Origin of the sequence: Streptococcus sp. HMSC034E12 (genome assembly GCF_001835915.1) — a bacterium.
Lineage (GTDB): Bacteria > Bacillota > Bacilli > Lactobacillales > Streptococcaceae > Streptococcus > Streptococcus vaginalis.
Map to the genome: position 1 here is coordinate 52,515 of NZ_KV826430.1, position 23,960 is coordinate 76,474.

Below are 23,960 nucleotides of genomic sequence, written 5' to 3' on the forward strand. Positions count from 1 at the left end.
TTTCCTTCTAAAATACGAGTTTGGGACAAAAGTCTCCAGTTTCAAAATTCGTTATGCACTAAACTAACGATGCAGTAGCTGATTGCTCAAAACAGTACTTTGAGGCTTGAGGGGATGAGAACACGAACTAAATATTTTTAATGTTCAGTTCTGCCCCCATTCCCTTAATCGTGAACTAAGTATAAGTAAAGACTTCTTCTCACTTCACCTTTTTGAAAACCAATCTACTGACGTTCTGATTCTATTATATCATGACTTCCTCTGAAATATTAAGAATTTGTTGTATTTGAATCATTATTTTCTGTCGTGCCACTATTCTTATCTGATTTGGTTGAACCGTCAGCATTTGATGGAGCTTTTTTCTTTGAGTTATTACTGTTTCCTGAGCCATTTTGGCTGTTACTATTGTCACTTTGATCGTCATTTTGTTTGGGTGGCATTCCGTTTGGACCGCCTTGATTATTTCCATTTTGTCCACCTGGGCGCATTCCCGGACCACCTTGATTTGGCTGCGAATTTCCCTGTTGTTGATTATTTTGTGCCTGAGTTGTTGTGCTTGTCTGTACTCTTGCCTGCTGAGTGAGTGCATTTGTCGCTAAAGAGCCAATGCCTAGCCCACTGAGAAGACCAACAGCGAGTGCCCCGCTTGATACAACAGTCATCCACCATTTGGTACTTCTTTCAACCATGATCATCTTCTCTTTCTTACTTGTGTTCTCTTGTTTCATTTTTGTCAAATTCTTTCTTTCTATTTTTAAGCGATCAGAGATTGCATTCCAAAGAGTATTGCCACAATAACTCCTTTAATGCCAAGATTTATCAGACAAACAAATTTAACTTTAAGTTTTTCATCTCATTACGTCCTTTCTTTTGAATGGAACTATCATATCTACTTTTTCTTAAAAGTGACTGAATTTTTTCTTAAAAGAAACTAAAAATAAAGAAAATAAGTAGTAAAACAATACAGAAATTATAGAAATAAAAAAACTAAATCAGATTGTTCCAATTTAGTTTAGAAGATTATCTCATCAAATTTGTCCTAGAAAAGGCAAAGAGCAAAGTAAAGTCTCTTTTCTCAAAAGAGTGACCTAATTTCCATTTTATCTTCAAGTAATGCTGCTATTTCTTTCGGTTTTTCCATATACAATGAATGACTACAGCTAGTCATTTCTATGAGGTTTAGAAAGTTCGGGATGGTCTGTATAGCCCTCTTTTTCCAAATTGGTGTTTCCTTGTTTATTTCTGGAATGAACAAAATTACATTTTTATTTTTCAAAAAGGACAAATTTCTAAAAGCTTGCCGTCTTATTGTCAATAAGTGAGTCATTAACTTTTCAGATAAGCTTAAATGCCAATGTTTTTGAACTTTATCAAAAACAAAACTTTCTTTTGCCGCCCTCTCCAAATTTTCTGACCATATAACAGAGCTTTGTTTTTCAGTTATAACAACTTTCTTTAGGCTCTCATAAACATTCGTTTGAAGATAATTCAGAGAATCTTCAATTTCTATATTCAAAGGGCAAATTTTATCCATATTAATGTATCCACCATCTAATAAGACGAGATGCGTAATTTTATCATAGACACTTGTTAGATAAACTGCTAAATCTGCTCCCAAAGAATGGGCTATTAACAGAATATCGTCATCCATATCAACTTGTGCCATAAACCAATCTTTCAACGCCTGTAATGAAATCAGTTGCTCTTCCAACCTAGAATCATACATATCTAGATAAGTAACTGGAAAAGACAGGACATTAAAAAAGTCCTGGGGATAATAGCAATTGCAACCTAGTCCTCCAATAAAATAAGCCTTCATATTCTTATCCTTTCAGTCAGATGTTTCCAAAACAAACTTTACTTTTATATTTTATTGAGAATAACAAGCAAATATTGAACCCAAAAAACACAAAAGCCCTTCAACAATAAGGACTTTTGAGGGAACATTATGTCCCCTGCCGGAATCGAACCAGCAACTACTCCTTAGGAGGGAGTTGTTATATCCATTGAACTAAGGGGACTAGAGAAAAACTCTGCCGACAGACAGAGTTATTTCTACATTAACGGCGAATTTCTTTAATACGCGCAGCTTTACCTTGTAATGCACGGAGGTAATACAATTTCGCACGACGTACTTTACCGTAACGTACTACTTCAATCTTTTCAACACGGGGTGTGTGAAGTGGGAAGATACGTTCAACACCTACACCGTTAGAAATTTTACGAACAGTATAGTTTTCTGAAATACCTGCACCCTTACGAGCGATAACCACACCTTCGAAAATTTGGATACGTTCGCGATTTCCTTCGACAACTTTCGCGTGAACACGAACAGTGTCACCAGGACGAAATGCAGGAATATCAGTACGAAGTTGACCTTCAGTCAAACTTTGGATTAATGGATTCATTTTTCTTCTCCTATCTTACTAATCTTACAGTTCAAGACCACAGCGGATTAGTCGTTTTCTAGTGCTTCCATTACACACTAACTAATATCATAACAAATTTTGTAATAATTGTAAATGCCTTATTTGGATTATTTTTTCCATTTTAGTAGAATTATTGAAGAACCAATGAAGCTGCTCCAATGACTCCTGCATCATTTCCAAGAGTTGCAAGTGCAATTTTTGTGGATGTACGCACTTGGGGGAAAGAATTTTCTTCATAGAACTTACGAACACCGTCTAGTAAAAATTCACCTGCTGCAGAGACGCCACCACCGATGACAATTGTTGACGGATTTAAGATTGAGCCGATATTCGCACAAGCAATACCAAGATAACGTGCAAAATTTCGATAAACAATGAGAGCTAGCTCATCACCAGCTTTAGCCAAATCAAAGACAATTTTTGCATTAACGTCTTCGCCGTTGTCAATCAATTGTTTCAGCTCTGCATCACCAGCATATTCATCAGCGTAGCGGCGCGTTAAATTGACAATTCCCGTTGCAGAAGCTACTGTTTCTAGGCAACCTTTTTTACCACAAGTACAGAGAATCGGCTGATCAAAATCAACTGTGATATGTCCCAGCTCTCCAGCTGCTCCAGCTACACCGTGCAGTAATTTTCCTTCCGCAACAATACCGCCACCGACACCTGTTCCAAGAGTCATAAACACGACATCAGGCTGATTTTCACCAGCACCTTTCCAACGTTCGCCAAGAGCAGCTACATTTGCGTCATTATCAATAAAGAAAGAAATACCAGTTGCTTTCTCAATCTTTTCTTTTACAGGTTGTAAAGTTTTCCAATTGAGATTATAAGCCCCAATAACCGTTCCTTTTTCACGATCCACAACACCAGGTGAACCCATGCCAATTCCAATGAAATCTTCTGCCCCAAGTCCCAATAGTCGCAAGCGATGATTGATAGATTCAATCATATCATCAACAATATGACTACCTTCATCTAAAATGTTTGTCTTAATAGACCATTTTTCTTGAACTTCTCCCTCTTGGGTCAGAATCGCAAACTTCACAGATGTACCACCTAGGTCAATCCCAATAATTTTTTTAGACATGCTACTCTCCTCTAATAACTTTTTTTCATTCTCATTATATCAGATTTTTTACGAATTGAAAAGGTTTGCATAGAAATTAATATATCATGACAAAAAGAATACTGCTTTAAATTGCTTCTGTCATAAAGCTACGAATTTCTAAGACCTTTAGCATGGCATCAGCTGTATCAAGTGCTGTAAATAGCGGCACTCCATGCTCAATGGCTGATTGACGGATAGCCTGACCGTGTTCATCTGCTGTTCGTTTCGTTCCGACTGTATTGATAATCGCCTGAACCTTACCTTTGCGAACAAATGCAGGAATGTCATTATGATCATCTGTACCGATTTTTTCAACTAATTGCGTCAAAACACCATTTTCCTCAAAGAATTTCGCTGTGCCTTGTGTTGCTAGAATGCTATATCCGATCGCTGCAAAACGCTTCGCTAATGTGAGGGCTTCTTCCTTATTTTCATCTGCAATCGTAAAGACAACATTGCCAAAGTTTGGAAGATGTAGATAAGAAGCTTCAAAAGCCTTGTATAAAGCTTTTTCAAGAGTTGCATCTGTTCCCATAACCTCACCTGTCGATTTCATTTCAGGACCAAGAAGGCTATCTACCTTGGCTAACTTGGTAAAGGAAAAAACTGGCGCTTTTACATGTACTTGTTTGCTTTCTGGATAAAGACCGTCTTCATACCCTAGCTCCGCCAAAGTTTGACCTAAAATCAGTTGAGTTGCCACCTGTGCCATAGGAATATTTGTCACTTTCGACAAGAATGGCACCGTCCGGCTAGCACGAGGATTGACCTCAATGACATAAACCTTCTCATCTTTGATGACAAACTGAATGTTCATCATACCGATACAGTGAAGTCCGATAGCCAATTTCTTAGTATAATCGGCGATAGTCTGCTGCACTTGAGCAGATAAGGTTTGCGGAGGATAGACAGCCATAGAATCACCTGAGTGAACTCCAGCCCGTTCAATATGCTCCATAATTCCTGGAATCAAGACCTGACGACCGTCTGAAATAGCATCTACCTCACATTCTTTGCCAACAATGTAAGAGTCCACCAACACCGGATGATCAGGGCTAGCCTTGACAGCAGTTCGCATATAAGAACGAAGATCTGCTTCATTCTCGACAATCTCCATAGCCCGACCGCCCAGAACGTAAGACGGACGAACCAAAACAGAAAAACCAATCTTACGAGCAGCTGCTACCGCTTCTTCTTCATTCGTCGCTGTCTGACCTAGTGGCTGCGGAATATCCAAATCCTTAAGAGCCTGTTCAAAAAGGTCACGGTCTTCTGCACGGTCAAGGTCAGCTACCTGAGTACCTAAAATTTTCACGCCAGCTTTTGACAATGGCTCAGCTAGATTGATAGCGGTTTGTCCACCGAACTGAACGATAACTCCCTTAGGTTTTTCCAGTTCAACGACATTCATGACATCTTCAAAAGTCAAGGGTTCAAAGTAAAGCTTATCAGAAACCGAAAAATCTGTTGAGACCGTTTCAGGATTACTATTCATAATGATTGCTTCATAGCCAGTTGCTTGAATAGCCTTGACCGAGTGCACGGTCGCATAGTCAAATTCTACTCCTTGACCAATCCGAATAGGTCCAGAGCCTAGCACCAGAACAGATTCTTTGTCTGACTTGATTGATTCATTTTCCAAAGCATAAGTAGAATAAAAATATGGTGTGCTTGATTCAAACTCAGCTGCACAGGTGTCAACCATTTTATAGACTGGAAGAATTCGCTCCTCTTTACGAAATTGACGTATTTCTTCTGCTGTCATTTTCCAAAGCCGAGCTAATTTAGTATCTGCAAAGCCGTTTTGCTTAGCCTGTCTAAGCAGATTTGCATCTCCAATATGAGTCATTAACTCCTGCTCTAATTCATGGATGTGAAGTAATTTATCCAGAAAGAACAAATCGATCTTGGTTAGTTTTGCAATTTCTTCGATATCATAGCCACGGCGGATTGCTTCAGATATATAGAAAAGACGATCATCCTGAGCTTTGACGACCTTTTCCAGTAAATCATCATCTGCCACTAGATTTAGTTCTGGCATTTCATTATGGTCAACACCAATTTCCAGAGAACGACAGGCTTTGAGCAAACTTTCTTCTATATTACGTCCAATAGCCATGACTTCACCAGTCGCCTTCATCTGTGTTCCAAGACGACGTTCACCATGTTCAAATTTATCAAATGGAAAACGCGGAATCTTAGCCACTACATAGTCCAAAGCTGGTTCAAACATGGCATAAGTTGTCCCCGTAACTGGATTAATCATCTCATCCAGAGTTAAACCAACAGCGATTTTGGCAGCTAATTTAGCGATAGGGTAGCCAGTTGCTTTAGAAGCTAGAGCTGATGAACGTGAGACACGTGGATTAACCTCAATGACATAGTATTTAAAGCTATGCGGATCCAGAGCCAGCTGTACATTACAACCACCTTCAATCTTAAGGGCACGAATAATTTTTAAACTAGCATCACGCAGCATTTGATTTTCGATATCTGAAAGTGTCTGCGTTGGCGCAAAAACGATAGAATCCCCTGTATGAATACCAACTGGATCAAAATTTTCCATGTTACAGACAACTAGAGCATTATCTGCACTATCTCTCATAACTTCATATTCAATTTCCTTAAAGCCAGCAATAGAACGCTCAATCAGACATTGCGTTACAGGTGACAGTTTGAGACCATTTTCAGCAATTTCACGAAGTTCTTTCTCATCTGCACACATACCGCCGCCTGTGCCGCCAAGAGTAAATGCCGGACGAACAATGACTGGATAGCCAATCTTAGCAGCAAATGCAACAGCTTCGTCAACGCTATTAACAATTTCAGATTCCGGAATAGGCTGTTTCAGCTCTTCCATGAGCTGCTTGAACAAATCACGATCCTCAGCTTGGTCAATAGCCGACAGCTTGGTTCCCAAAAGTTCGACACCCAGTTCATCCAAGATGCCTTCTTTAGATAATTCCATTGCCATATTGAGACCTGTTTGCCCACCCAAAGTCGGTAGAAGTGCATCTGGTCGCTCTTTCCGTAAAATTCTGGTGACAAATTCCAGCGTAATTGGCTCAATATAAACCTTATCAGCAATTTCCTTGTCTGTCATAATCGTTGCAGGATTGGAATTAACTAAAACGACTGTGTAGCCTTCTTCTTTCAAAGACAAGCAAGCCTGCGTTCCTGCATAATCAAACTCAGCAGCCTGTCCAATGACAATGGGACCAGAGCCAATCACCATAATTTTCTGAATATCTGTACGTTTTGGCATGTCTTTCTCCTATTTCCTAATCCATTGATTAAAATGAACTATGCCGTTGTTTAAAAGCATCAATCATTTCCATAAACTCATCAAAGAGATAACTGGCATCATGCGGTCCTGCTGCAGCATCAGGATGAAATTGCACTGAAAAAGCAGGGAAAAATCGATGCCGCACACCTTCAATAGACTTATCGTTGATTTCCTCATGTGTAATCAACAACTCGCTCGGAAAATTTTCCCGACTAACAGCATAACCATGATTTTGGCTGGTAAAATCAATCCGCCCTGTCGCAATCTCTCTGACAGCATGATTAAAACCGCGATGACCGAATTTCATTTTATAGGTCTGAGCTCCATTAGCCTTACAAAAAAGTTGATGTCCCATACAGATACCAAAAAGAGGAATTTCCCCTTGAATCCCTCGAATCATTTCTAGCACTTGCGGTACATCATCTGGATTACCTGGACCGTTGGATAACATGACACCGTCAGGGTGAAGGTGAAGAATATCTGCTGCACTTGTATCATAGGGAACAACTGTCACATTACAATTGCGTGCCGCCAATTCACGAAGAATCGAATGTTTCAATCCAAAATCAACTAACACAATACTAGGACCTGAACCCGGTGCTGGATATGGCGTTTTCGTTGAGACTTGTTTGATATTGTCAGTCGGCAAAACGGTCGCCTTCAACTGATCTTGCAGATGCACCATTTGGTCGCCTACATTGGCTATTGTTGCTTTCATCGTTCCATGCTGCCGAATGATTTTCGTCAATGCCCGCGTATCAATACCAGCAATTCCTGGAATTTTCTTGAACTTTAAAAACTCGTCTAGGGTCATCTGATTGCGCCAATTGCTTGCCCTTCGTGCCCACTCATAAACAACCACCCCTTTACAAGTAGGAGTGATCGATTCGTAGTCATCACGGTTAATTCCATAATTTCCGATTAACGGGTAGGTAAAGGTCAAAATTTGCCCATTGTATGATTGATCTGTAATAGATTCTTGATAACCGGTCATACCTGTATTAAAGACGATTTCTCCGGTCACATCCATATCAGCCCCGAATGCCTCTCCTTCAAATACTGTCCCATCTTCCAGAATTAACAAGCGTTTTTCCATTTTCCCCTCCGTTTGTCCTTACAGCAATACCTTAGTGTCTATTGCTCTTTTCGTCCATTTAAAACAGACTCAATAATTGCCATACGGACAAATACACCATTTGTCATTTGCTCTACAATCCGCGATTTTGGAGCTTCTACCAGATGATCTGCAATTTCAACATCGCGATTGACTGGAGCTGGATGCATGATGATGGCTGTATCCTTCAGTCTGTCATATCGTTCCTGAGTTAAGCCGTGCAATCTATGATAATTTTCTTTTGAAAAGAGTGAATCGTCATCATGACGCTCGTGCTGCACGCGCAGAAGCATTAAGACATCCACTTGGTCAACGACTTCATCAAGTGTGACAAATTGCCCATAATCTGCAAATTCTTCACTTCTCCATACCTCTGGACCTGCAAAATAAAGTTCTGCACCCAGACGCTTCAATATTTGCATATTTGACTTGGCCACGCGCGAGTGATCTAAGTCGCCTGCAATCACAATCTTCAAGCCGTCAAAATGCCCAAACTCTTGATAAATGGTCATCAAATCTAGCAAACTTTGACTCGGATGTTGTCCAGAGCCATCACCACCATTCACAATTGAAGTTGTAATCGTTGGACTTTCGACTAATTCCTTGTAATAGTCCACTTCTGGATGACGAATGACACAGACATCCACTCCGAGCGCTGACAAGGTTAAAATCGTATCATATAAGGTCTCTCCTTTGTTGATAGAGCTGGTCTTTGAATCAAAATCCAACAGGTCACAACCTAGCTTTAATTCCGCTACTTCAAAGGCTTTATGTGTTCGCGTAGAGGGCTCAAAAAAGAGATTAGCGATAATATGCTGTTCATCATAATGAGCTTTTGCTCCATTTTTAAATTCAATGCCACGTTTGATTAAACTTAAGACTTCCTCATTGGTAAGAGTTTCCATAGAGACAACGTTTTTAAGAGCGATTTGATTAGATGACATGGTGTATTTCTCCTTTTATTAGATACAGCGTTTCTTTCAATAAAATTAAGAATTCAAACTAATTTTTAGGTTCAGGCAAAATAAGATAGAGTACAATACCAAGAACGGTTGACAAGGCAACCCCTGAAATTTGCAGACCTAAAAGTTGAAGCGTTAAGCCGCCAATCCCTGCAACTAAAATTACACTGGCAATTAACAGGTTTTTCTTATTATCAAAGTCTGTTTGCTTTTCAATCAAAATTTTCAAGCCGCTAGAGGCAATGACTCCAAAGAGTGCAATGGAGATTCCTCCAAGAACGGGACTTGGAATGGATTGCAAGAGGGCAGAAACTTTCCCAACAAAACTCATCACAATCGCAAGTACTGCCGCACCTGCAATCACATAAACGCTATAGATTTTGTTCAGAGCCATCACACCGATATTTTCACCGTAACTCGTTACTGGAGGCGCACCGAAAATCCCAGCGATAACTTGTGAAAGGCCATCTCCGGCAAGAGTTTTATCCAATCCTGGGTCTTTAAAGAAATCTTTTCCGGTCAAGCTATTCAGTACCATGACATGACCAAAGTGCTCTGTCATCGTCACAAAGGCAATTGGAGCCATTGTTAAAATCGCACTTGGATAAAATTTTAAATTGTAGTCTAAGAAAGGAAGATGCATAGGTGGGACATGGAACCATGAAGCTTGAGAGACTTTTGCAAAGGAAATAATTTCTTCTCCTGTTACCGCTCCAAGAATGAGCGCGAAGACATATCCGACAATCAAGCCTAACAGCACTGGAATAATTCCAACAATCTTTTTACCATAGATATTAAAGAGGATGACTGCAAAGAGAGTGACAATTCCAATGATGAAATAAGTTAAATTGTATTTACCATCTTTTAACATGACATCATTTACAGCTGTGCTTGCTAGGCTTAGTCCGATAACCATAATGATTGGTCCTACCAAAACTGGCGGCAAAATCTTATCAATCCAAGCATTCCCAGCGAACTTCACAATAAGAGCTACAATGAAGTAAACCAAACCACCTGTAATGGCACCTTGAGCGACTGCTGCGATACCGTCTGTTTTCATCAACATTTGCATAGCTGCGATATAAGCGAAACTAGACCCCATATAAGCTGGCACTTTGTACTTGGTAACCGTTAAATGTGCTAAGGTTCCTAGACCGCTTGAAAACAAGGCAACTGCTGGATCAATTCCGACTAGAATGGGAACAAGAACCGTTGCTCCAAACATAGCGAACAAATGCTGAAAGGACAATCCTACAAGCAAACCAGGTTTTGGCATATCGTGCACATCATATTTCACATCTTGACTCATTTTCTTATAACTCCTCCGCAATCAAGACACGGTCTTGACCATCCTGTTCTACCATTTCTACAATAATCTCTTCTGTTCGGCTTGTCGGAATATTTTTTCCAACATAATCTGCTCGAATCGGCAACTCACGATGCCCACGGTCTACTAAAACAGCCAAGCTCACGCGTGATGGACGTCCCAAGCTAACTAGATTATCAATAGCAGCACGAATGGTGCGTCCTGTATAGAGGACATCATCTACCAAGATGACTTCGCGGTCTGTAATATCAACAGGAACATGTGTTGTATCTTCTTCCACTTTAAAATCATCGCGGAATGGCTTGGTATCCAACTCACCGATGGGTACATCAATCTTTTCAAGTTGCGCTAATCGTTCTTGAATCCGCTGTGCAATGTAAACACCCCGTGTTTTTATACCAATCAAGATAATCTTGTCTAGCTCTTTGTTGCGCTCAATGATTTCATAAGTGATCCGTGTAATGGCACGTTTCATTGTCAAACCATCAACAACTTCTTTTGTTTTCATGGAAAACCTCCTGCATAAAAAAGATAAAAGAAAAAGTCTCCTTCACAAGGAGACTTCAGAAAATCTAGGTAAGCACAGAGAAACTACTAACAGCCTCACTGTGCTACACCATCTTATACTTTGACTCCTTGTCTGCCTCACAGGACAGATTTAAAGGATTATTTAATTTTTATTACTATATCACACTTTTTGAAAATCTTCAAGAGAAAACCGTAAAGTTTTAATGGAAATTCTCAAATTGATTCCGACTATAATATATAAGCCACATTTCTTTGCATTTTCTACAACTCATTTGCGATTTTATTGATTTTCCTCAAGCGATGATTGACACCACTTTTCGTCAAAGGCTTACTAAGACTTTCTGCCAATTGCTGGATAGAATAATCCGGATGATTGACACGCAGATAAGCTACCTCTTGCAAATCAACCGGCAAGCTTTCTAAACCAACTGTGTCAATGATTTTGCTAATGTTGTGAATGGTTTTCATGCTAGCTGTCACCGTTCGAGCAATATTCGCTGTTTCTGCATTATTCGTCCGATTCAGATCATTTCTAGCCTCCCGCAAAAGTTTGACCGACTCAAACTCAGTCATCGCTTCCATAGCCCCAATCACAATCAAAAAGTCCATAATGTCCTCAGCTCGCTGCAGATAGGTTACTGAGCCTTTTTTGCGCTCAATTGTCTTGGCGTCCAATAAAAACTTTCGCATCAAAGCTGCTAAATCCTCCGCATGGTCAAAATAGACCGACAAGATTTCCAGCTGATATTTCCCAGAATCTGGATCACGCATACTGCCCGTTGATAAAAATGCTCCTCGTAAATACGATCGGCTAGCCTCATCGTCTGATAAAATAGCTTGATCAATACCTGCTTCAATTCCAAAAAAAGAGTCTGCCAAGTGCAAATCAGCTAAAATTTGTTCAACACCTTCATCTAAAAAAACAGTATAAACACGGTTTTTCCGAAGATTCGCTTTTTGATGATGACGAATATCCGACTTGACTTTATAAAAAGCTGCCAACAATTCATAAATATGACGAGCAATTTTTGCATTTTCTGTCGTAACAGATAATGTTAAGCCTTGACTAGAAATTCCTAAACTGCCTGATATCTTAATAATAGCAGATAATTCCGTTTTATCTTTTTTGCCTAGACCAAGCAGTTCTTCTTTCACTTTAATGGTAAAACTCATTTGCGCACCTGTATAATCTGCATGAGTTCATCTACGACTGATTCACCATCATGAAAAGCTCCGCCATTTTCCAAGCGAAGAAAATTAGACGAAATGACACGAGGAACTTGTTTTTTCAGGCCTTGAAAATCATGTTCAACTTGCACTAAATATTCATCAAATTTATTAGAATTCATATATTCTTGAGGAACTTGATCAATGTTCACTAAAACCGTGTCAATAAATGCTTTCCCAAGATGACGATGCAAAACAGCTACGTGGTCACTATCTGTGAAATGCTCGGTTTCACCACGCTGCGTCATAATATTACAAACATAAGCAATCTCTGCTTGGGTTTCCAAGAGCGCTTGCCCAATTTCTTCTATCACCATATTGGGTAAGATAGAGGTAAACAATGATCCCGGTCCCAAAACTACCATATCACTTTCTAAAATTGTTTGTACCACTTTGCGACTAGCCACCGGCTTCTGGTCATTATAGGTATTGGTCACATAAACCCGCTCAATCATACCTTGGTGTTCTGCGAGATGACTTTCTCCAGCGACTTCGCTTCCATCAGTAAATACAGCATGAAGCGTTAAAGGTGTATCACAAGACGGATAAATTTTGCCAGTTGTATGGAAAAACTTAGTCAGTAGCTGCATAGCATTGTAAGTCGACCCTTGCATTTCTGAAATACCTGCAATAATCAAGTTTCCAAGAGGATGTCCAGATAAAGCACCATCTTCTTCCGCAAAGCGATATTGAAAAACTTTTTCATAAAAGCGCGGCATGTCCGATAAAGCTACCAAAACATTTCGCAAATCACCAGGTGGTGTTAATTGTTGAATGTTTTTTCGCAATTCCCCTGAACTTCCACCGTCATCAGCGACCGTCACAATAGCAGCAATGTCTACGTCTTTCTTACGCAAACTATCCAAAATGACTGAAATCCCTGTGCCACCACCAATAACAGCAATCTTTGGTCTCCTCATGAACGATTCACCGTTTCCTTTCTGCGGTCTTTGTCTCGATGTGATGAGTGAACGGTCCATTCGCTTGCCAAATCATCTGCTAGACGTTGTGCAAAAGCTACGCTTCTGTGTTGACCGCCTGTACAACCAACCGCAATTGTTAAAACAGATTTCCCCTCTTTTTTGTAGCCCGGTAAAATCGGTTTGATAAGATCCACTAAGTGCTGATAAAATTCTTCTGACTCCATATGATTCATCACATAATCATAAACTGGTTTATCAAGTCCTGTTTGATTGCGAAGTTCTGGTTGGTAATATGGATTTGGTAAAAAACGCACATCAAATACAAGGTCGGCATCTAGCGGAATACCATATTTAAAGCCGAAACTCACCACTTCAATGCGAAACGATTGAAGCTTTGTCTGATCTGAAAAATGTTCAGAAATGGTTTTACGCAGTGCACGCGGTGTTAATTCGGTCGTATCTACTACATTTTGACTCATGTTTTTCAACGGTGCCAGTAACTCACGTTCTAGCTTAATCCCGTCTAAAATACGACCGTCTGCTGCTAAGGGGTGGCTGCGACGCGTTTCTTTATAACGAGCAACCAATTCCGTATCTGCCGCATCTAAAAACAAAATCTTAAAATCAAGTCCAGCGTTACTTTCAATCTCATCTAGAACTTTCTGAATCTCAGAAAAGAAGGAACGACTGCGCATATCTACAACCATAGCAATCTTGTCATTGTCTTGCGTTGTTTCGATCAACTGCAAAAATTTAGGAACAAGTGTAGGAGGCATATTGTCAATCGTAAAATAGCCTAAATCTTCAAAAGACTGGATGACCACGGTCTTTCCCGCTCCACTCATTCCCGTCACGATAACCAAATGAATTTGTTTGTCTGACATATTTCCTCCTTGATAAAACAATCAATTTCCAGTATATTAAAACATTTCCAATTCCTTTTTATTATAACACACCCAGTACAATTCGGATAGTAAAAAAGAGAGAACAAAAGCAATCACTATCTGTACTCTCTAGAATTTATACTACTATGTTTTAATGATTACCAAACCAAAGCGCAATTTCCCGTTTGGCAGACTCTTCAGAATCTGAACCGTGAACAACATTTCGAATCGTTTCACCAGCTTCAGCTGCTTGTGCAAAATCTCCGCGAATAGTTCCCGGTAGAGCTTCTTCCGGACGAGTAGCGCCCATCATGTGACGCCAACCTGAAATCACTTGGCTTCCCGATAAAACACCGATAATCACAGATCCGCTTGTCATATAATCACGGATTGAAGGATAAAAATCTTTCGCTAACAGGGCTTCATAATGCTGATCAATTAACTCATTTGAAACATTGGTTCTCATTTCCAAACGTTCGATTTTGTAACCACGTTGTTCTACGCGCTTCAGTACTTCTCCAACCAAGCCACGTTTTACGCCGTCTGGTTTTATAATAAAAAATGTTTGTTCCATGATTGACACGCTCCTCTTTTGTTACCTTTATTTTATCATAAATGAAAGAAAGTTGAAAGTCCTTTCAAAAATCTTCTTTCACAAATGACTTATCAAGGTCAAAGATGTTAAAAACATGAAGATTGTAAAAATCCAGAACCAAACAGAACGAAAAGCTTGCCTATAGGCCCCTGGAAATGAACGATTTTCTTGTACATACATTTTTATGTCTGCTTTGTTTTTAATCAGGAAAATTACTGCGACACTTGCACCGACTAACAGGATAAATAAGTGTAAGAGACCACCTATATCGTCCGGCAAAAACGAATACAAATAAGTTAAACCATCTCCAATGACCAAATTATTAAAAACGTGGAAAACCATTGCCCAGAGAATTGAATACTCCAAGGTCACATAAGAGAAGATAATTCCAACAAAAGTCGCAAAAAAGAACTGCGGGATATTTCCATGAAATAAACCAAATATGAGGGAAGACATCAAAATCGCAAAGACTTTTCCATATTTTTCAAATGTTCGTAAGCCTGCCCCGCGAAAAATCAATTCTTCTGAAACAGGACCGAAAAAACCTGCATACAAAAACATCGTTACACTATCTGAGCCTGCGGAAGCTGATTCAATGGCTTTAAATAAGCTAAATCCAAAGATATTCAATACTGCCTCAAATATTTGATTAAAGAGTACAAAACCTAATTGACCCAGAAGTAAGAATGATAAAACTATTCCAAACGTTTTGGGAGTCATGACCCTTTTCTGCGTTCGTAAATCAGACTTAAATAATTTTCCGTCCCGATACAACCAAAAGATAAATACTCCTGAACAAACAGCAATTAGATAATAGCTGCCATCGCGTGACATAAAACTTTCCGTGGCTTTTTGGATTCTCTCAAGATTTCCGGGATAACGAATCGCTTGAAACAAGGTTACAATCGTCTGATAGATTAAGCTAATCATTGTCATGACGAAGACATAAATCAGACACAAAGCAGAAAATAAACTAACATCTTTTCGCACTTGCTGATTGGCTGACATCATTTTTCCTCCTTCTTCAAATAGATTTTTCGACTCCACAAGTATAACCCCACAGCAAAGCCTTCATAAAGAACAAAAAACAAAAGAAAGGCGTGGAGGAAAAATTCTTCTGGTAATATCCAAATGACAGGATCTTTAGCAGGGTCAAATAACCAAGTATTATCCCCAACAAATAAAATCTGATGAAAGAGAGTAAAAAACGCATCAAAGCCAATCCCCAGCGCCACACCAGCAATTACAATAGGTAACCAAATAATAGCTAAAATCACTTTGGAAAAGACAGATAGGTATCTTTTTTTTATAATGCTTTTTACAAACAAACAAACCGCTGGTAAGGTTACTAGAAAAGCAACTTGCGCCAGATGAAAAAGATATTTCACGACTTGAAAATGGTGCAGACCTGCTGCTGATGAGCGAAAATCAGGCATGAAGAGCTTTTGCTGAAATGGATTGGTTAAGTAATTCATCAAAACATTGAAATTATGCTGAATGGTTGCAGATTTGAGGTAAACTTGATTTTCTAAATGCAACCAAGAAATTTCCAAAGGATAAAACAGCCAAGTCAGATAAATGGTCAACAAAATGGCTGTTGCTAAAAAGCAGAGCATACTCAGCCAAAAGGTCAGTTTAGTGCGCATTAAAATCCCACTCCGCTAGGCTAGAAAGTACATAATCTGGTTGGTTTGGCAAGCCTGGCACTTCTTCTGGTTTCGTAAAGCCAGTTGTCACCAGAAGCGTAGGGATACCATTGTCAATCCCAGCCCGAATGTCCGTCAGGTAATTATCCCCAACCATTATCACCTCTTGCCGCGGTAGTCCTAGATGCTCAACCGCCTTTTCCATGATAATTGCATTTGGCTTCCCGATATAAACAGGTTTCACACGAGTTGCTACTTCAATGAGAGTAATAATCGATCCTGCTCCAGGCATGAGACCGCGCTCCGTTGGAATATTAAGATCTGGATTGGTTCCTACGAAATGAGCTCCTTTTTGAATAGCTAAAGTAGCAATTGACAATTTTTCATAGTCCACTTCCCAGTCTAATCCAACAACTACATAATCTGGGTTATCAGTATCTTCGATATAGCCAGCTTCTGCAATGGCTTGCTTAAGTCCGACATCACCGATAACATAGACTTTCTTGCCTAGATTTTTATCATTTAAGTAGTCAACCGTTGCTAAAGTCGCTGTATAAATCGTTTCAATCGGCGTTTCAACATTGAATTGTTCCGCTAGCATTGTTTGAACAGTCTCAGGAGTACGTGTTGTATTATTTGTCACAAATAAATATGGAATATTACGCCGCTGCAATTCATGGACAAAAGCTTCTCCCGCCGGGATTCGGTCTTTTCCTTTATAAATCGTTCCGTCTAAATCAATTAAATATCCTTTGTAGGTCATACTTCTCTTTCTATTGTTTCTCTTATGAAATTTCTTGCCAAGTTACCATAGCTTGTGCATTGGTATCACCATTGCTGGAAATCTGATGATTGCTCTCTAATCCATTCAAATCATAGCTAGAGGTAATCTGCCCACCAGGTCGCACTTCCTTGACATACTTGAGGTGAACTTTTTTGGGAACGTGTTTCATAAGAAAATCCGCTCCCATAACCTCAAAAATCCAGTCCAAATACTTGCTATTATTGACATGACCATTCATGTCTAAATCATAAAATCGAACATGATAATCTTTACTAGTCGAATCTTTCAGTTCTGGATATTTTGGTCCACGAATCAACTTTTTAGAAAATTCTGCCTCGTAAGGCGCAACAATCTTTGGCTCTACAGCGTGCACTTTTCGACTGTCTCTGTCCATAAGGACAAAAGTAGCCATCATTTCAATCACAGCAACATCATTTTCATCAAAAACGGTAAAACGACGATAACAAAAGAGACGATTATAGGAAAGTGCTTCTGTTTCAATCGTCATTTCTTCACCAAATTTAGGCAGCCGTACCACATCGATATCATAGTCAGTAATAATCCAGACCAGATTGTATCTCTCCAGCATATCCTTGTCGCTAATCCCCAAGTCAATAGACTGCAAACCTGATACCTGTAAGGACAGCAAAATGACATCATGCAACTTGATATGACCGTTCATATCCGCCATGTCAAACGGAATTTTCATTTTCATTTGATAAGTTAAACCCATAATTTACTCCAATATAAATTTCTCTGCGACCGTATCACCCAAAAATAGACCTTTTTTAGTCATACGGACAACTTCTTTATCAGGTACTAAAAGCCCTTGCTCAGTTAATTCTGTTACTATATGACCATACTGCTGCTCAAAAGAAATGCCAAACTTTTCCTCAAAACGCTTTTTAGAAACACCTGACCTTTTGCGCAAGCCCAGAAACATTTCTTCTTCCATCATCTCTTGCTTACTCAGATGTTCCTCATTCACACGCGCATTGCCTTTTTCCACAGCCTCTAAATAATGACGAATCGGACCATGATTTTTGTAGCGGATTCCGTCAACATAGCCGGAAGCTCCAGCCCCAATACCAAAATATTCTGCATTGTTCCAGTACATGAGATTGTGTCGACTCTCAAAGCCTGGCTTAGAAAAGTTGGAAATCTCATAGTGTTCAAACCCAGCTTTTTCCAACTCCTCAATGATATACTCAAACATCTCCGCTTCCAAGTCTTCTTTAGGCAAAGGCAGCTTTCCTCGCCTCATCCGGTTCATAAAGACCGTGTGATTCTCTAGAATTAAGCTATAAAGACTCATATGAGGGATGTCTAGTGCAATAGCCTTGGCTACATTTTCCCGCATGTTGTCCATGGTCTGCTTGGGCAATGCGTAGATCAAGTCAATAGAGATATTGTCAAACCCAGCTTGCTTCAGATTGGTGATATTTTCATAAATATCTTTCTCTAAATGGCTGCGCCCAATTTGCTTGAGCATGCGATTATCAAACGTTTGAACACCCAAAGACACTCGGTTAACAGCCGAAGCCTTTAAAACAGCAATCTTATCTGGATCCAAATCACCTGGATTGGCCTCAATCGTCAACTCTTCTAAACATGATAAATCCAAACTTTTCGTCAGCTCTGCTAGCAAAAATTCTAATTGAGTGGGGGACAGAGACGTTGGCGTCCCACCACCAATATAGAGCGTCCGCAACTTTTTTATATCATAAGCTCTATACTCCTGAATCAAATGCTCTAAGTAAGCATCAACAGGCTGATTTTTGATAAAAACTTTGGAAAAGTCACAATAATAACAAATTTGAGTACAAAATGGAATGTGTACATAAGCAGAAGTTGGTTTGGTGTACATAGTATTTATTATAGCATAAATTTAGTATATAGATGTTTCAAAGTTCACACTAAAATACATAGGTCTCTTATCAATATATTCTTGCTAAGCAATAAAAACATAATAAATATTCAAAAACTTTCAGCTTAATTTTCTACTTCAGCTTGAACTTTTTTCAAATAATGATTTGTCAGTAAAAATGCCATCATTGCAAGAGCAATCAGAAAAGTACCTGCTAACAAATAGCCCACTAAATCTGGTGATACCAAAATGAAATAAGCGCTCATTGCAATAATGATTATGTAAATAATCATAGCAACAATGCCCAAAATCATCTTTAGTAAATTATTTTCACGATTAAATAATTCCGTCACGTTCGACCAGTTAGTAACTTGTAGGCGTTTGTCACGATGATATCCCCAAGCACTCCATGCTAAGCAGGTCAATGTCCAAGCTATAATCATCAAGACAATAGCAACTGGTTGCACGCCGACAATAAAGGAAAAAATTGTCAATAAAATGAATGGTAAAATGGATTGAAGGACAAATAAATTCCAAAACTTAAGTTTAAGATAACGTGCCATGTCAAAGGGTAATACTTTCAAATAATCATAATTTTCACGTTCAAGTGAAATGCCAATTCCTGTTAAATTTGCTCCACCCGTATTTAAACTTGCTACAAATGTTGCTATCAACATCAGTGGAAAAGCAAATCTTGTTGTCAAATAAGGAGAAATCATTTCACTATTCTGCATAAAACTAGCCATTAACGGAATTAGAATAAAATAAGGTAACACACTAGGCATCAAAAGAGTTTGTAATAAGACGGAGCCATCACTGATTAGGTTTAATTGATAGCGCAACACAAACTGCGGAAAGTTCCTAAGTCCATTCATCTTAAAAATTTTCGTTCGTTTTTGTCTATTGACCGTTGCTGTTGTGGTCATTGCAGCTTCATAAAATTCTGGTAAAACCTTTCGCTTAACAATTATAAATAATATAACAGCTACGACTATCCATATTCCCATTCCAAGCAAGGAATTCAAAGCAAAAGGTTGCATACTGAAAGCATGAAAAACCGTCATTGGCGGAAAATAAGCAGGTTGATCTTGCAATATTGCGTTTTTAACGTTAGAGTTATTTTGCAAATTCACCAATAAAATCGCACCAAAAGCCATTATTGTAGCAAGAGCCAGTAAAATATTAGAGGCAAGCTTTTTATATTTCCTAAAAATAGTCGTTTTCGTAATAAAATGAACACCAACTAAAAGAAGGAAAATAAGTGTCGAAAATAGTATTCCTAACGAAATAAGCAGAATAGGGATTGCAAGCCAGATTGGTTGACCTGATTGCATTTGCAAACCAATAAAGTAAATAACAATGGGAAACACTCCCATTAAAGTAGTTAAAAGAACAGAAAATCCTTTCCCAACCATAATTTCACTCTCACTAAAGGCATAAGGTCGGTAAGCTTGCAAGTCTTTACTTTCATAAAAAACATTGTAAAAGGAAAGAAATCCCTGTGCAAAGATGAAAAGATAAAAGACGCTGACAAAATTCGAAAATAGCCCTGGATTCTGAGCAAGCGGTAAAAAAGCACCCTGTACACCAAATATACAAGCATACAAAATTCCAGCATAGAGATAGTTCATCACTAGATTTCTAGCAACATTTCCTTTTTTCTTTGGATTTTTTTGCTGTTTTTTACGATAACTAGAAAGCCTAGTTGATTGCGTCGTATAAATGATATTTGCATGAATGAGGGAGCGAATCGCTTTAAGACGCATCAGGACTCACCTCTTCTCTACGACCTGCCAAACTGAGGTAAATACTTTCTAAGGATTTTTCAGGATGTTGACTTTTCAATTCCTCAATCGTACCGTAAAACAACAATTCTCCCTTTTTGAGAATGGCAATACGGTCACACAATTGCTCTGCCACTTCTAAAACATGAGTTGAGAACAAAACAGTATTTCCTTTATCTGCATGCTCTCGCATCATTTGTTTGAGGTCAAAAGCCGCCTGCGGATCCAAACCAGTTAAAGGCTCATCCAACACCCAGATATCTGGATCAGACAAAAGAGCACCAATGATAAACACTTTTTGTCGCATTCCATGTGAAAACGATTCAATAACTTCATAGCGATGAGCTGTAAAATCAAATAATTCCAGTAGCTCTGTTAAACGTTTCTCATAATCTGAAAGACTCATATCATAAGAAGTTCCAACCAATTCCCAGAATTCATTTGCCGTCAGGCGTAAAAACAAGTCCGGCGAATCAGCTACATAACCAATTTTCTTCTTGATTTCCAACCGATTAGCTGCTAATTCCTTGCCATCCACAAAAATCTGACCATGCGTTGGATTAATCACACTAACCAATGATTTAATCGTTGTTGATTTTCCAGCACCATTGTGTCCAATTAATCCTACAATTTCTCCACTCTGAAGCGTTAAATTCAGATGATTCAACGCTATCTTGTCATCGTACACTTTTGTAACATCCTTAAATTCAATCATAAATTCTCCTATCTATTGAATGTTTTCAGCATGATAGAAATAAAAGTAAAAATTCTTTCTCTTTATTCAAACATATATATTCATTAACAATTTATTATTAGTTTTCCCAAAAAACAAAATAATGCCTCTTTAACTAGTATCTGCCAACTCCAAAATTTTCTGAAAGGTTTTCCCATTGCGAATAGTCAAAGACTTGTAAAAGCTAGATTTGAGTAGCTTCTTGTGGTAGTTAGACTTGAGATAGCCAGCCTGGTCGCTATTTCTGTAAAAAAAGGCTGTCTGACCGAAATGCAGCAGATCCCTGTCATTTGCCCAGTTCCCCGCTTCTACCTCTATCTGCTCGCGATTAGCCTCTGGCAGGAAAAAGAGGACATCGCGCCGATAAGCTGCCTCATCCTGCCACCAAGCAGGCAGTTTTGCCACTTCTTCTTGAAGAATAGCAGAGCTGAGCAGGACAAAAGGGATTGGAAAGTCATAGGATTGACTGAAATAAGCCGTCAGAATCTCCCTAATCTTCTCCTCGTGCTCCTGACTGTCAAAAAAGAGAGCGCCACTGTTGATGTAGGAAACCGGATTATCAAAGCTCAGCTCCGCCAAATCGACCTTCAGGTCAGACACAATGACCTTGTTTTTTCCACCGACATTGATGCCACGGAGTAAGAGAATGTAACGCATTCTTCTTCCCTTTTTGCTTTGTTTATCTTTCTAATCCACCGCCTTAATCTCCAAAATCATATCGCGAATTTGAGCGGCAAGTTCGAAATCCAAAAGACCAGCCGCTTCTTGCATTTGTCCCTCTAGTTTCTTAATCATATCTTTACGTTCCTGCTTGTTAAGACTTTCAATATCTACCACTTCTTCCTTGTCTGGTAGAGCAGATTTTGTCACACTGATTAGGTCACGGATTTCTTTCTGGATTGTTTGCGGTACAATACCATGTTCTTCATTATAAGCCATTTGAATCTGACGACGACGGGCGGTTTCATCCATAGCTTTTTGCATGGAATCTGTGATCGTGTCAGCATACATGATGACGTGGCCTTCACTATTACGGGCAGCGCGACCAATGGTCTGGATTAAGCCACGTTCGTTACGTAGGAAACCTTCCTTATCGGCATCGAGAATGGCAACCAAGCTTACTTCAGGAACGTCAATTCCCTCGCGTAGCAGGTTAATCCCAACCAGAACGTCAAAAACACCCAAGCGCAGGTCTCGGATAATCTCGGTACGCTCCAAAGTCTTGATGTCTGAGTGCATGTACTTGACCTTGACACCCATTTCTTTAAAGTAATCCGTCAGATCTTCTGCCATCTTTTTAGTCAACGTCGTGATAAAAGTCCGCTCATTCTTTTCAGTACGTACGTTGATTTCCCCTAAAAGATCATCTATTTGCCCCATAGTCGGACGCACTTCAACTTCTGGATCCAGCAGTCCAGTTGGTCGAATAATTTGCTCAATTACTGTATCCGTCTGCTCTCGCTCATAATCCCCTGGTGTAGCAGACACGTAAACAATCTGGTGCACATGACTTTCAAATTCTTCCCGACGCAGCGGACGATTGTCCAAGGCAGACGGCAGGCGGAAACCATAATTGACCAGCATTTCCTTCCGCGAGCGGTCACCATTGTACATCCCTTTAATCTGCCCCATCGTCATATGACTTTCGTCTACCATGATTAAAAAATCATCAGGAAAGAAATCTAATAAAGTGTAAGGTGGCTCACCTTCACTCCGTCCGTCCATGTGGCGAGAATAATTCTCTACACCATTCGTGTAGCCCATTTCGCGCAGCATTTCAATATCATAGTCCGTTCTTTGCTTCAACCGCTGAGCTTCTAAAAGCTTCCCTTCTCTTTCAAAAAAGCCTAGCTGATCTTCTAATTCCGCTTGAATTTTACTAATAGCAATTTCCATATTTTCGTCATTGGTCATAAAGTGAGTGGCAGGAAAAATAGCTAAATGGTCTACTTCGCCCAACACTTGACCTGTCAATGCTTCCACTTCTCGAATGCGGTCAATTTCATCCCCGAAAAATTCCACCCGAAAGGCATGTTCATCGCGAGAAGCTGGGAAGATTTCCACAACATCGCCACGCACACGAAATTTTCCCCGCTGAAAGTCAATATCATTGCGCTCAAATTGAATATCAACCAAATCATTGAGAAGTTGATCCCGTGAAATCTCTAAACCAGGTCGCAGACTGACCACGCTATCGGAGTATTCCTTAGGCGAGCCCAAACCATAAATGCAGCTGACTGATGCCACAACAATCACATCGTTGCGCTCCAAGAGAGCCGAGGTTGCTGAGTGACGAAGTTTGTCAATCTCATCATTGACCGAGCTGTCCTTCTCAATATAGGTATCACTAGAAGGCACATAGGCTTCCGGTTGGTAATAGTCATAGTAAGACACGAAGTATTCAACCGCATTGTCAGGAAAAAACTCCTTAAACTCACCATAGAGCTGACCAGCCAGGGTTTTATTATGAGCGATAACTAGAGTCGGTTTATTGACCTTTTGGATGACCTGACTCATAGTGTAGGTCTTCCCAGTTCCTGTCGCTCCCATGAGAATCTGAGCTTTCTCACCACCCTCTATATTATCCACTAATTGCTCAATCGCCTGTGGTTGATCTCCTGAAGGCTCATACTTGGAAACTAATTTAAATTTATTGTCCGTAATTCTATTTATCATTATTCTTTTCCTCTATACAATCTTCTCTTATTTTATCACAATTCTTAAAATATCACTGACTTAGGATATAAAGAATCTCACCTA

22 protein-coding genes and 1 tRNA gene are annotated in these 23,960 nt (G+C 39.5%); all 23 read right to left on the reverse strand.

Going from position 1 to position 23,960, the window contains the following annotated elements:
• Positions 1–269: 269 nt before the first annotated feature.
• Entirely contained in the window at positions 270–728 is a 459-nt protein-coding gene (locus tag HMPREF2574_RS01405; protein WP_070812093.1) for a hypothetical protein, read from the reverse strand.
• A 347-nt stretch (positions 729–1,075) separates the two neighbouring features.
• Positions 1,076–1,819, reverse strand: coding sequence for an alpha/beta fold hydrolase (locus HMPREF2574_RS01410; RefSeq protein WP_070812094.1), 744 nt, complete (start codon positions 1,817–1,819; stop codon positions 1,076–1,078).
• A gap of 130 nt (positions 1,820–1,949) precedes the next feature.
• Positions 1,950–2,021 (reverse strand) — tRNA-Arg (locus tag HMPREF2574_RS01415).
• A 39-nt stretch (positions 2,022–2,060) separates the two neighbouring features.
• Positions 2,061–2,408 carry a 50S ribosomal protein L19 gene (rplS, locus tag HMPREF2574_RS01420; RefSeq protein ID WP_003024326.1) on the reverse strand — a complete coding sequence of 116 codons (348 nt, stop codon included), beginning with the start codon at positions 2,406–2,408 and terminating at the stop codon, positions 2,061–2,063.
• 151 nt (positions 2,409–2,559) lie between these two features.
• On the reverse strand, positions 2,560–3,519 hold the full coding sequence (locus tag HMPREF2574_RS01425; protein WP_070812095.1) for an ROK family glucokinase: 960 nt from the start codon (positions 3,517–3,519) through the stop codon (positions 2,560–2,562).
• Positions 3,520–3,625: 106 nt separating this feature from the next.
• Positions 3,626–6,805, reverse strand: a complete 3,180-nt coding sequence (carB, locus tag HMPREF2574_RS01430; RefSeq protein WP_070812096.1) for a carbamoyl-phosphate synthase large subunit — start codon at positions 6,803–6,805, stop codon at positions 3,626–3,628.
• A gap of 28 nt (positions 6,806–6,833) precedes the next feature.
• Complete coding sequence (locus HMPREF2574_RS01435) at positions 6,834–7,922, reverse strand: carbamoyl phosphate synthase small subunit (protein WP_024052257.1); 1,089 nt, start codon at positions 7,920–7,922, stop codon at positions 6,834–6,836.
• A gap of 38 nt (positions 7,923–7,960) precedes the next feature.
• Positions 7,961–8,884, reverse strand: coding sequence for an aspartate carbamoyltransferase catalytic subunit (locus HMPREF2574_RS01440; RefSeq protein ID WP_070812097.1), 924 nt, complete (start codon positions 8,882–8,884; stop codon positions 7,961–7,963).
• Positions 8,885–8,942: 58 nt separating this feature from the next.
• A complete protein-coding gene (locus tag HMPREF2574_RS01445; RefSeq protein WP_024052259.1) occupies positions 8,943–10,211 on the reverse strand; it encodes a uracil-xanthine permease family protein in 1,269 nt (422 codons plus the stop codon).
• 4 nt (positions 10,212–10,215) lie between these two features.
• Complete coding sequence (gene pyrR, locus HMPREF2574_RS01450; protein WP_024052260.1) at positions 10,216–10,737, reverse strand: bifunctional pyr operon transcriptional regulator/uracil phosphoribosyltransferase PyrR; 522 nt, start codon at positions 10,735–10,737, stop codon at positions 10,216–10,218.
• A gap of 281 nt (positions 10,738–11,018) precedes the next feature.
• The gene (gene whiA / locus HMPREF2574_RS01455; protein ID WP_024052261.1) at positions 11,019–11,930 is read right to left on the reverse strand and encodes a DNA-binding protein WhiA; all 912 of its coding nucleotides are present in this window, start codon (positions 11,928–11,930) and stop codon (positions 11,019–11,021) included.
• Positions 11,927–12,904: a YvcK family protein gene (locus tag HMPREF2574_RS01460; RefSeq protein ID WP_070812098.1), complete on the reverse strand. Its 978-nt coding sequence runs from the start codon at positions 12,902–12,904 to the stop codon at positions 11,927–11,929. Before HMPREF2574_RS01460 ends, whiA begins: the two co-directional genes overlap by 4 nt.
• Positions 12,901–13,791, reverse strand: coding sequence for an RNase adapter RapZ (gene rapZ / locus HMPREF2574_RS01465; RefSeq protein WP_024052263.1), 891 nt, complete (start codon positions 13,789–13,791; stop codon positions 12,901–12,903). Before rapZ ends, HMPREF2574_RS01460 begins: the two co-directional genes overlap by 4 nt.
• Before the next feature lie 151 nt (positions 13,792–13,942).
• Complete coding sequence (ndk, locus tag HMPREF2574_RS01470) at positions 13,943–14,365, reverse strand: nucleoside-diphosphate kinase (protein ID WP_021001604.1); 423 nt, start codon at positions 14,363–14,365, stop codon at positions 13,943–13,945.
• A 78-nt stretch (positions 14,366–14,443) separates the two neighbouring features.
• Positions 14,444–15,394 (reverse strand): CPBP family intramembrane glutamic endopeptidase, encoded by a 951-nt coding sequence (locus tag HMPREF2574_RS01475; protein WP_083312986.1) that lies wholly within the window; start codon positions 15,392–15,394, stop codon positions 14,444–14,446.
• Positions 15,394–16,032, reverse strand: coding sequence for a TIGR01906 family membrane protein (locus HMPREF2574_RS01480; protein WP_024052265.1), 639 nt, complete (start codon positions 16,030–16,032; stop codon positions 15,394–15,396). Before HMPREF2574_RS01480 ends, HMPREF2574_RS01475 begins: the two co-directional genes overlap by 1 nt.
• A complete protein-coding gene (locus tag HMPREF2574_RS01485) occupies positions 16,022–16,795 on the reverse strand; it encodes a TIGR01457 family HAD-type hydrolase (protein ID WP_070812100.1) in 774 nt (257 codons plus the stop codon). Before HMPREF2574_RS01485 ends, HMPREF2574_RS01480 begins: the two co-directional genes overlap by 11 nt.
• Positions 16,796–16,817: 22 nt before the next feature.
• Positions 16,818–17,549: an acyl-[acyl-carrier-protein] thioesterase gene (locus HMPREF2574_RS01490; RefSeq protein WP_070812101.1), complete on the reverse strand. Its 732-nt coding sequence runs from the start codon at positions 17,547–17,549 to the stop codon at positions 16,818–16,820.
• A gap of 3 nt (positions 17,550–17,552) precedes the next feature.
• Positions 17,553–18,683, reverse strand: coding sequence for a radical SAM family heme chaperone HemW (hemW, locus tag HMPREF2574_RS01495; RefSeq protein ID WP_070812102.1), 1,131 nt, complete (start codon positions 18,681–18,683; stop codon positions 17,553–17,555).
• A gap of 125 nt (positions 18,684–18,808) precedes the next feature.
• Positions 18,809–20,449 carry a hypothetical protein gene (locus HMPREF2574_RS01500; protein ID WP_070812103.1) on the reverse strand — a complete coding sequence of 547 codons (1,641 nt, stop codon included), beginning with the start codon at positions 20,447–20,449 and terminating at the stop codon, positions 18,809–18,811.
• Positions 20,439–21,182: an ABC transporter ATP-binding protein gene (locus tag HMPREF2574_RS01505; RefSeq protein ID WP_070241647.1), complete on the reverse strand. Its 744-nt coding sequence runs from the start codon at positions 21,180–21,182 to the stop codon at positions 20,439–20,441. Before HMPREF2574_RS01505 ends, HMPREF2574_RS01500 begins: the two co-directional genes overlap by 11 nt.
• 129 nt (positions 21,183–21,311) lie before the next feature.
• Positions 21,312–21,857, reverse strand: a complete 546-nt coding sequence (locus HMPREF2574_RS01510) for a DUF1697 domain-containing protein (protein ID WP_070812104.1) — start codon at positions 21,855–21,857, stop codon at positions 21,312–21,314.
• 30 nt (positions 21,858–21,887) lie between these two features.
• Positions 21,888–23,876, reverse strand: a complete 1,989-nt coding sequence (gene uvrB, locus HMPREF2574_RS01515) for an excinuclease ABC subunit UvrB (protein ID WP_070812105.1) — start codon at positions 23,874–23,876, stop codon at positions 21,888–21,890.
• Positions 23,877–23,960 lie beyond the last annotated feature (84 nt).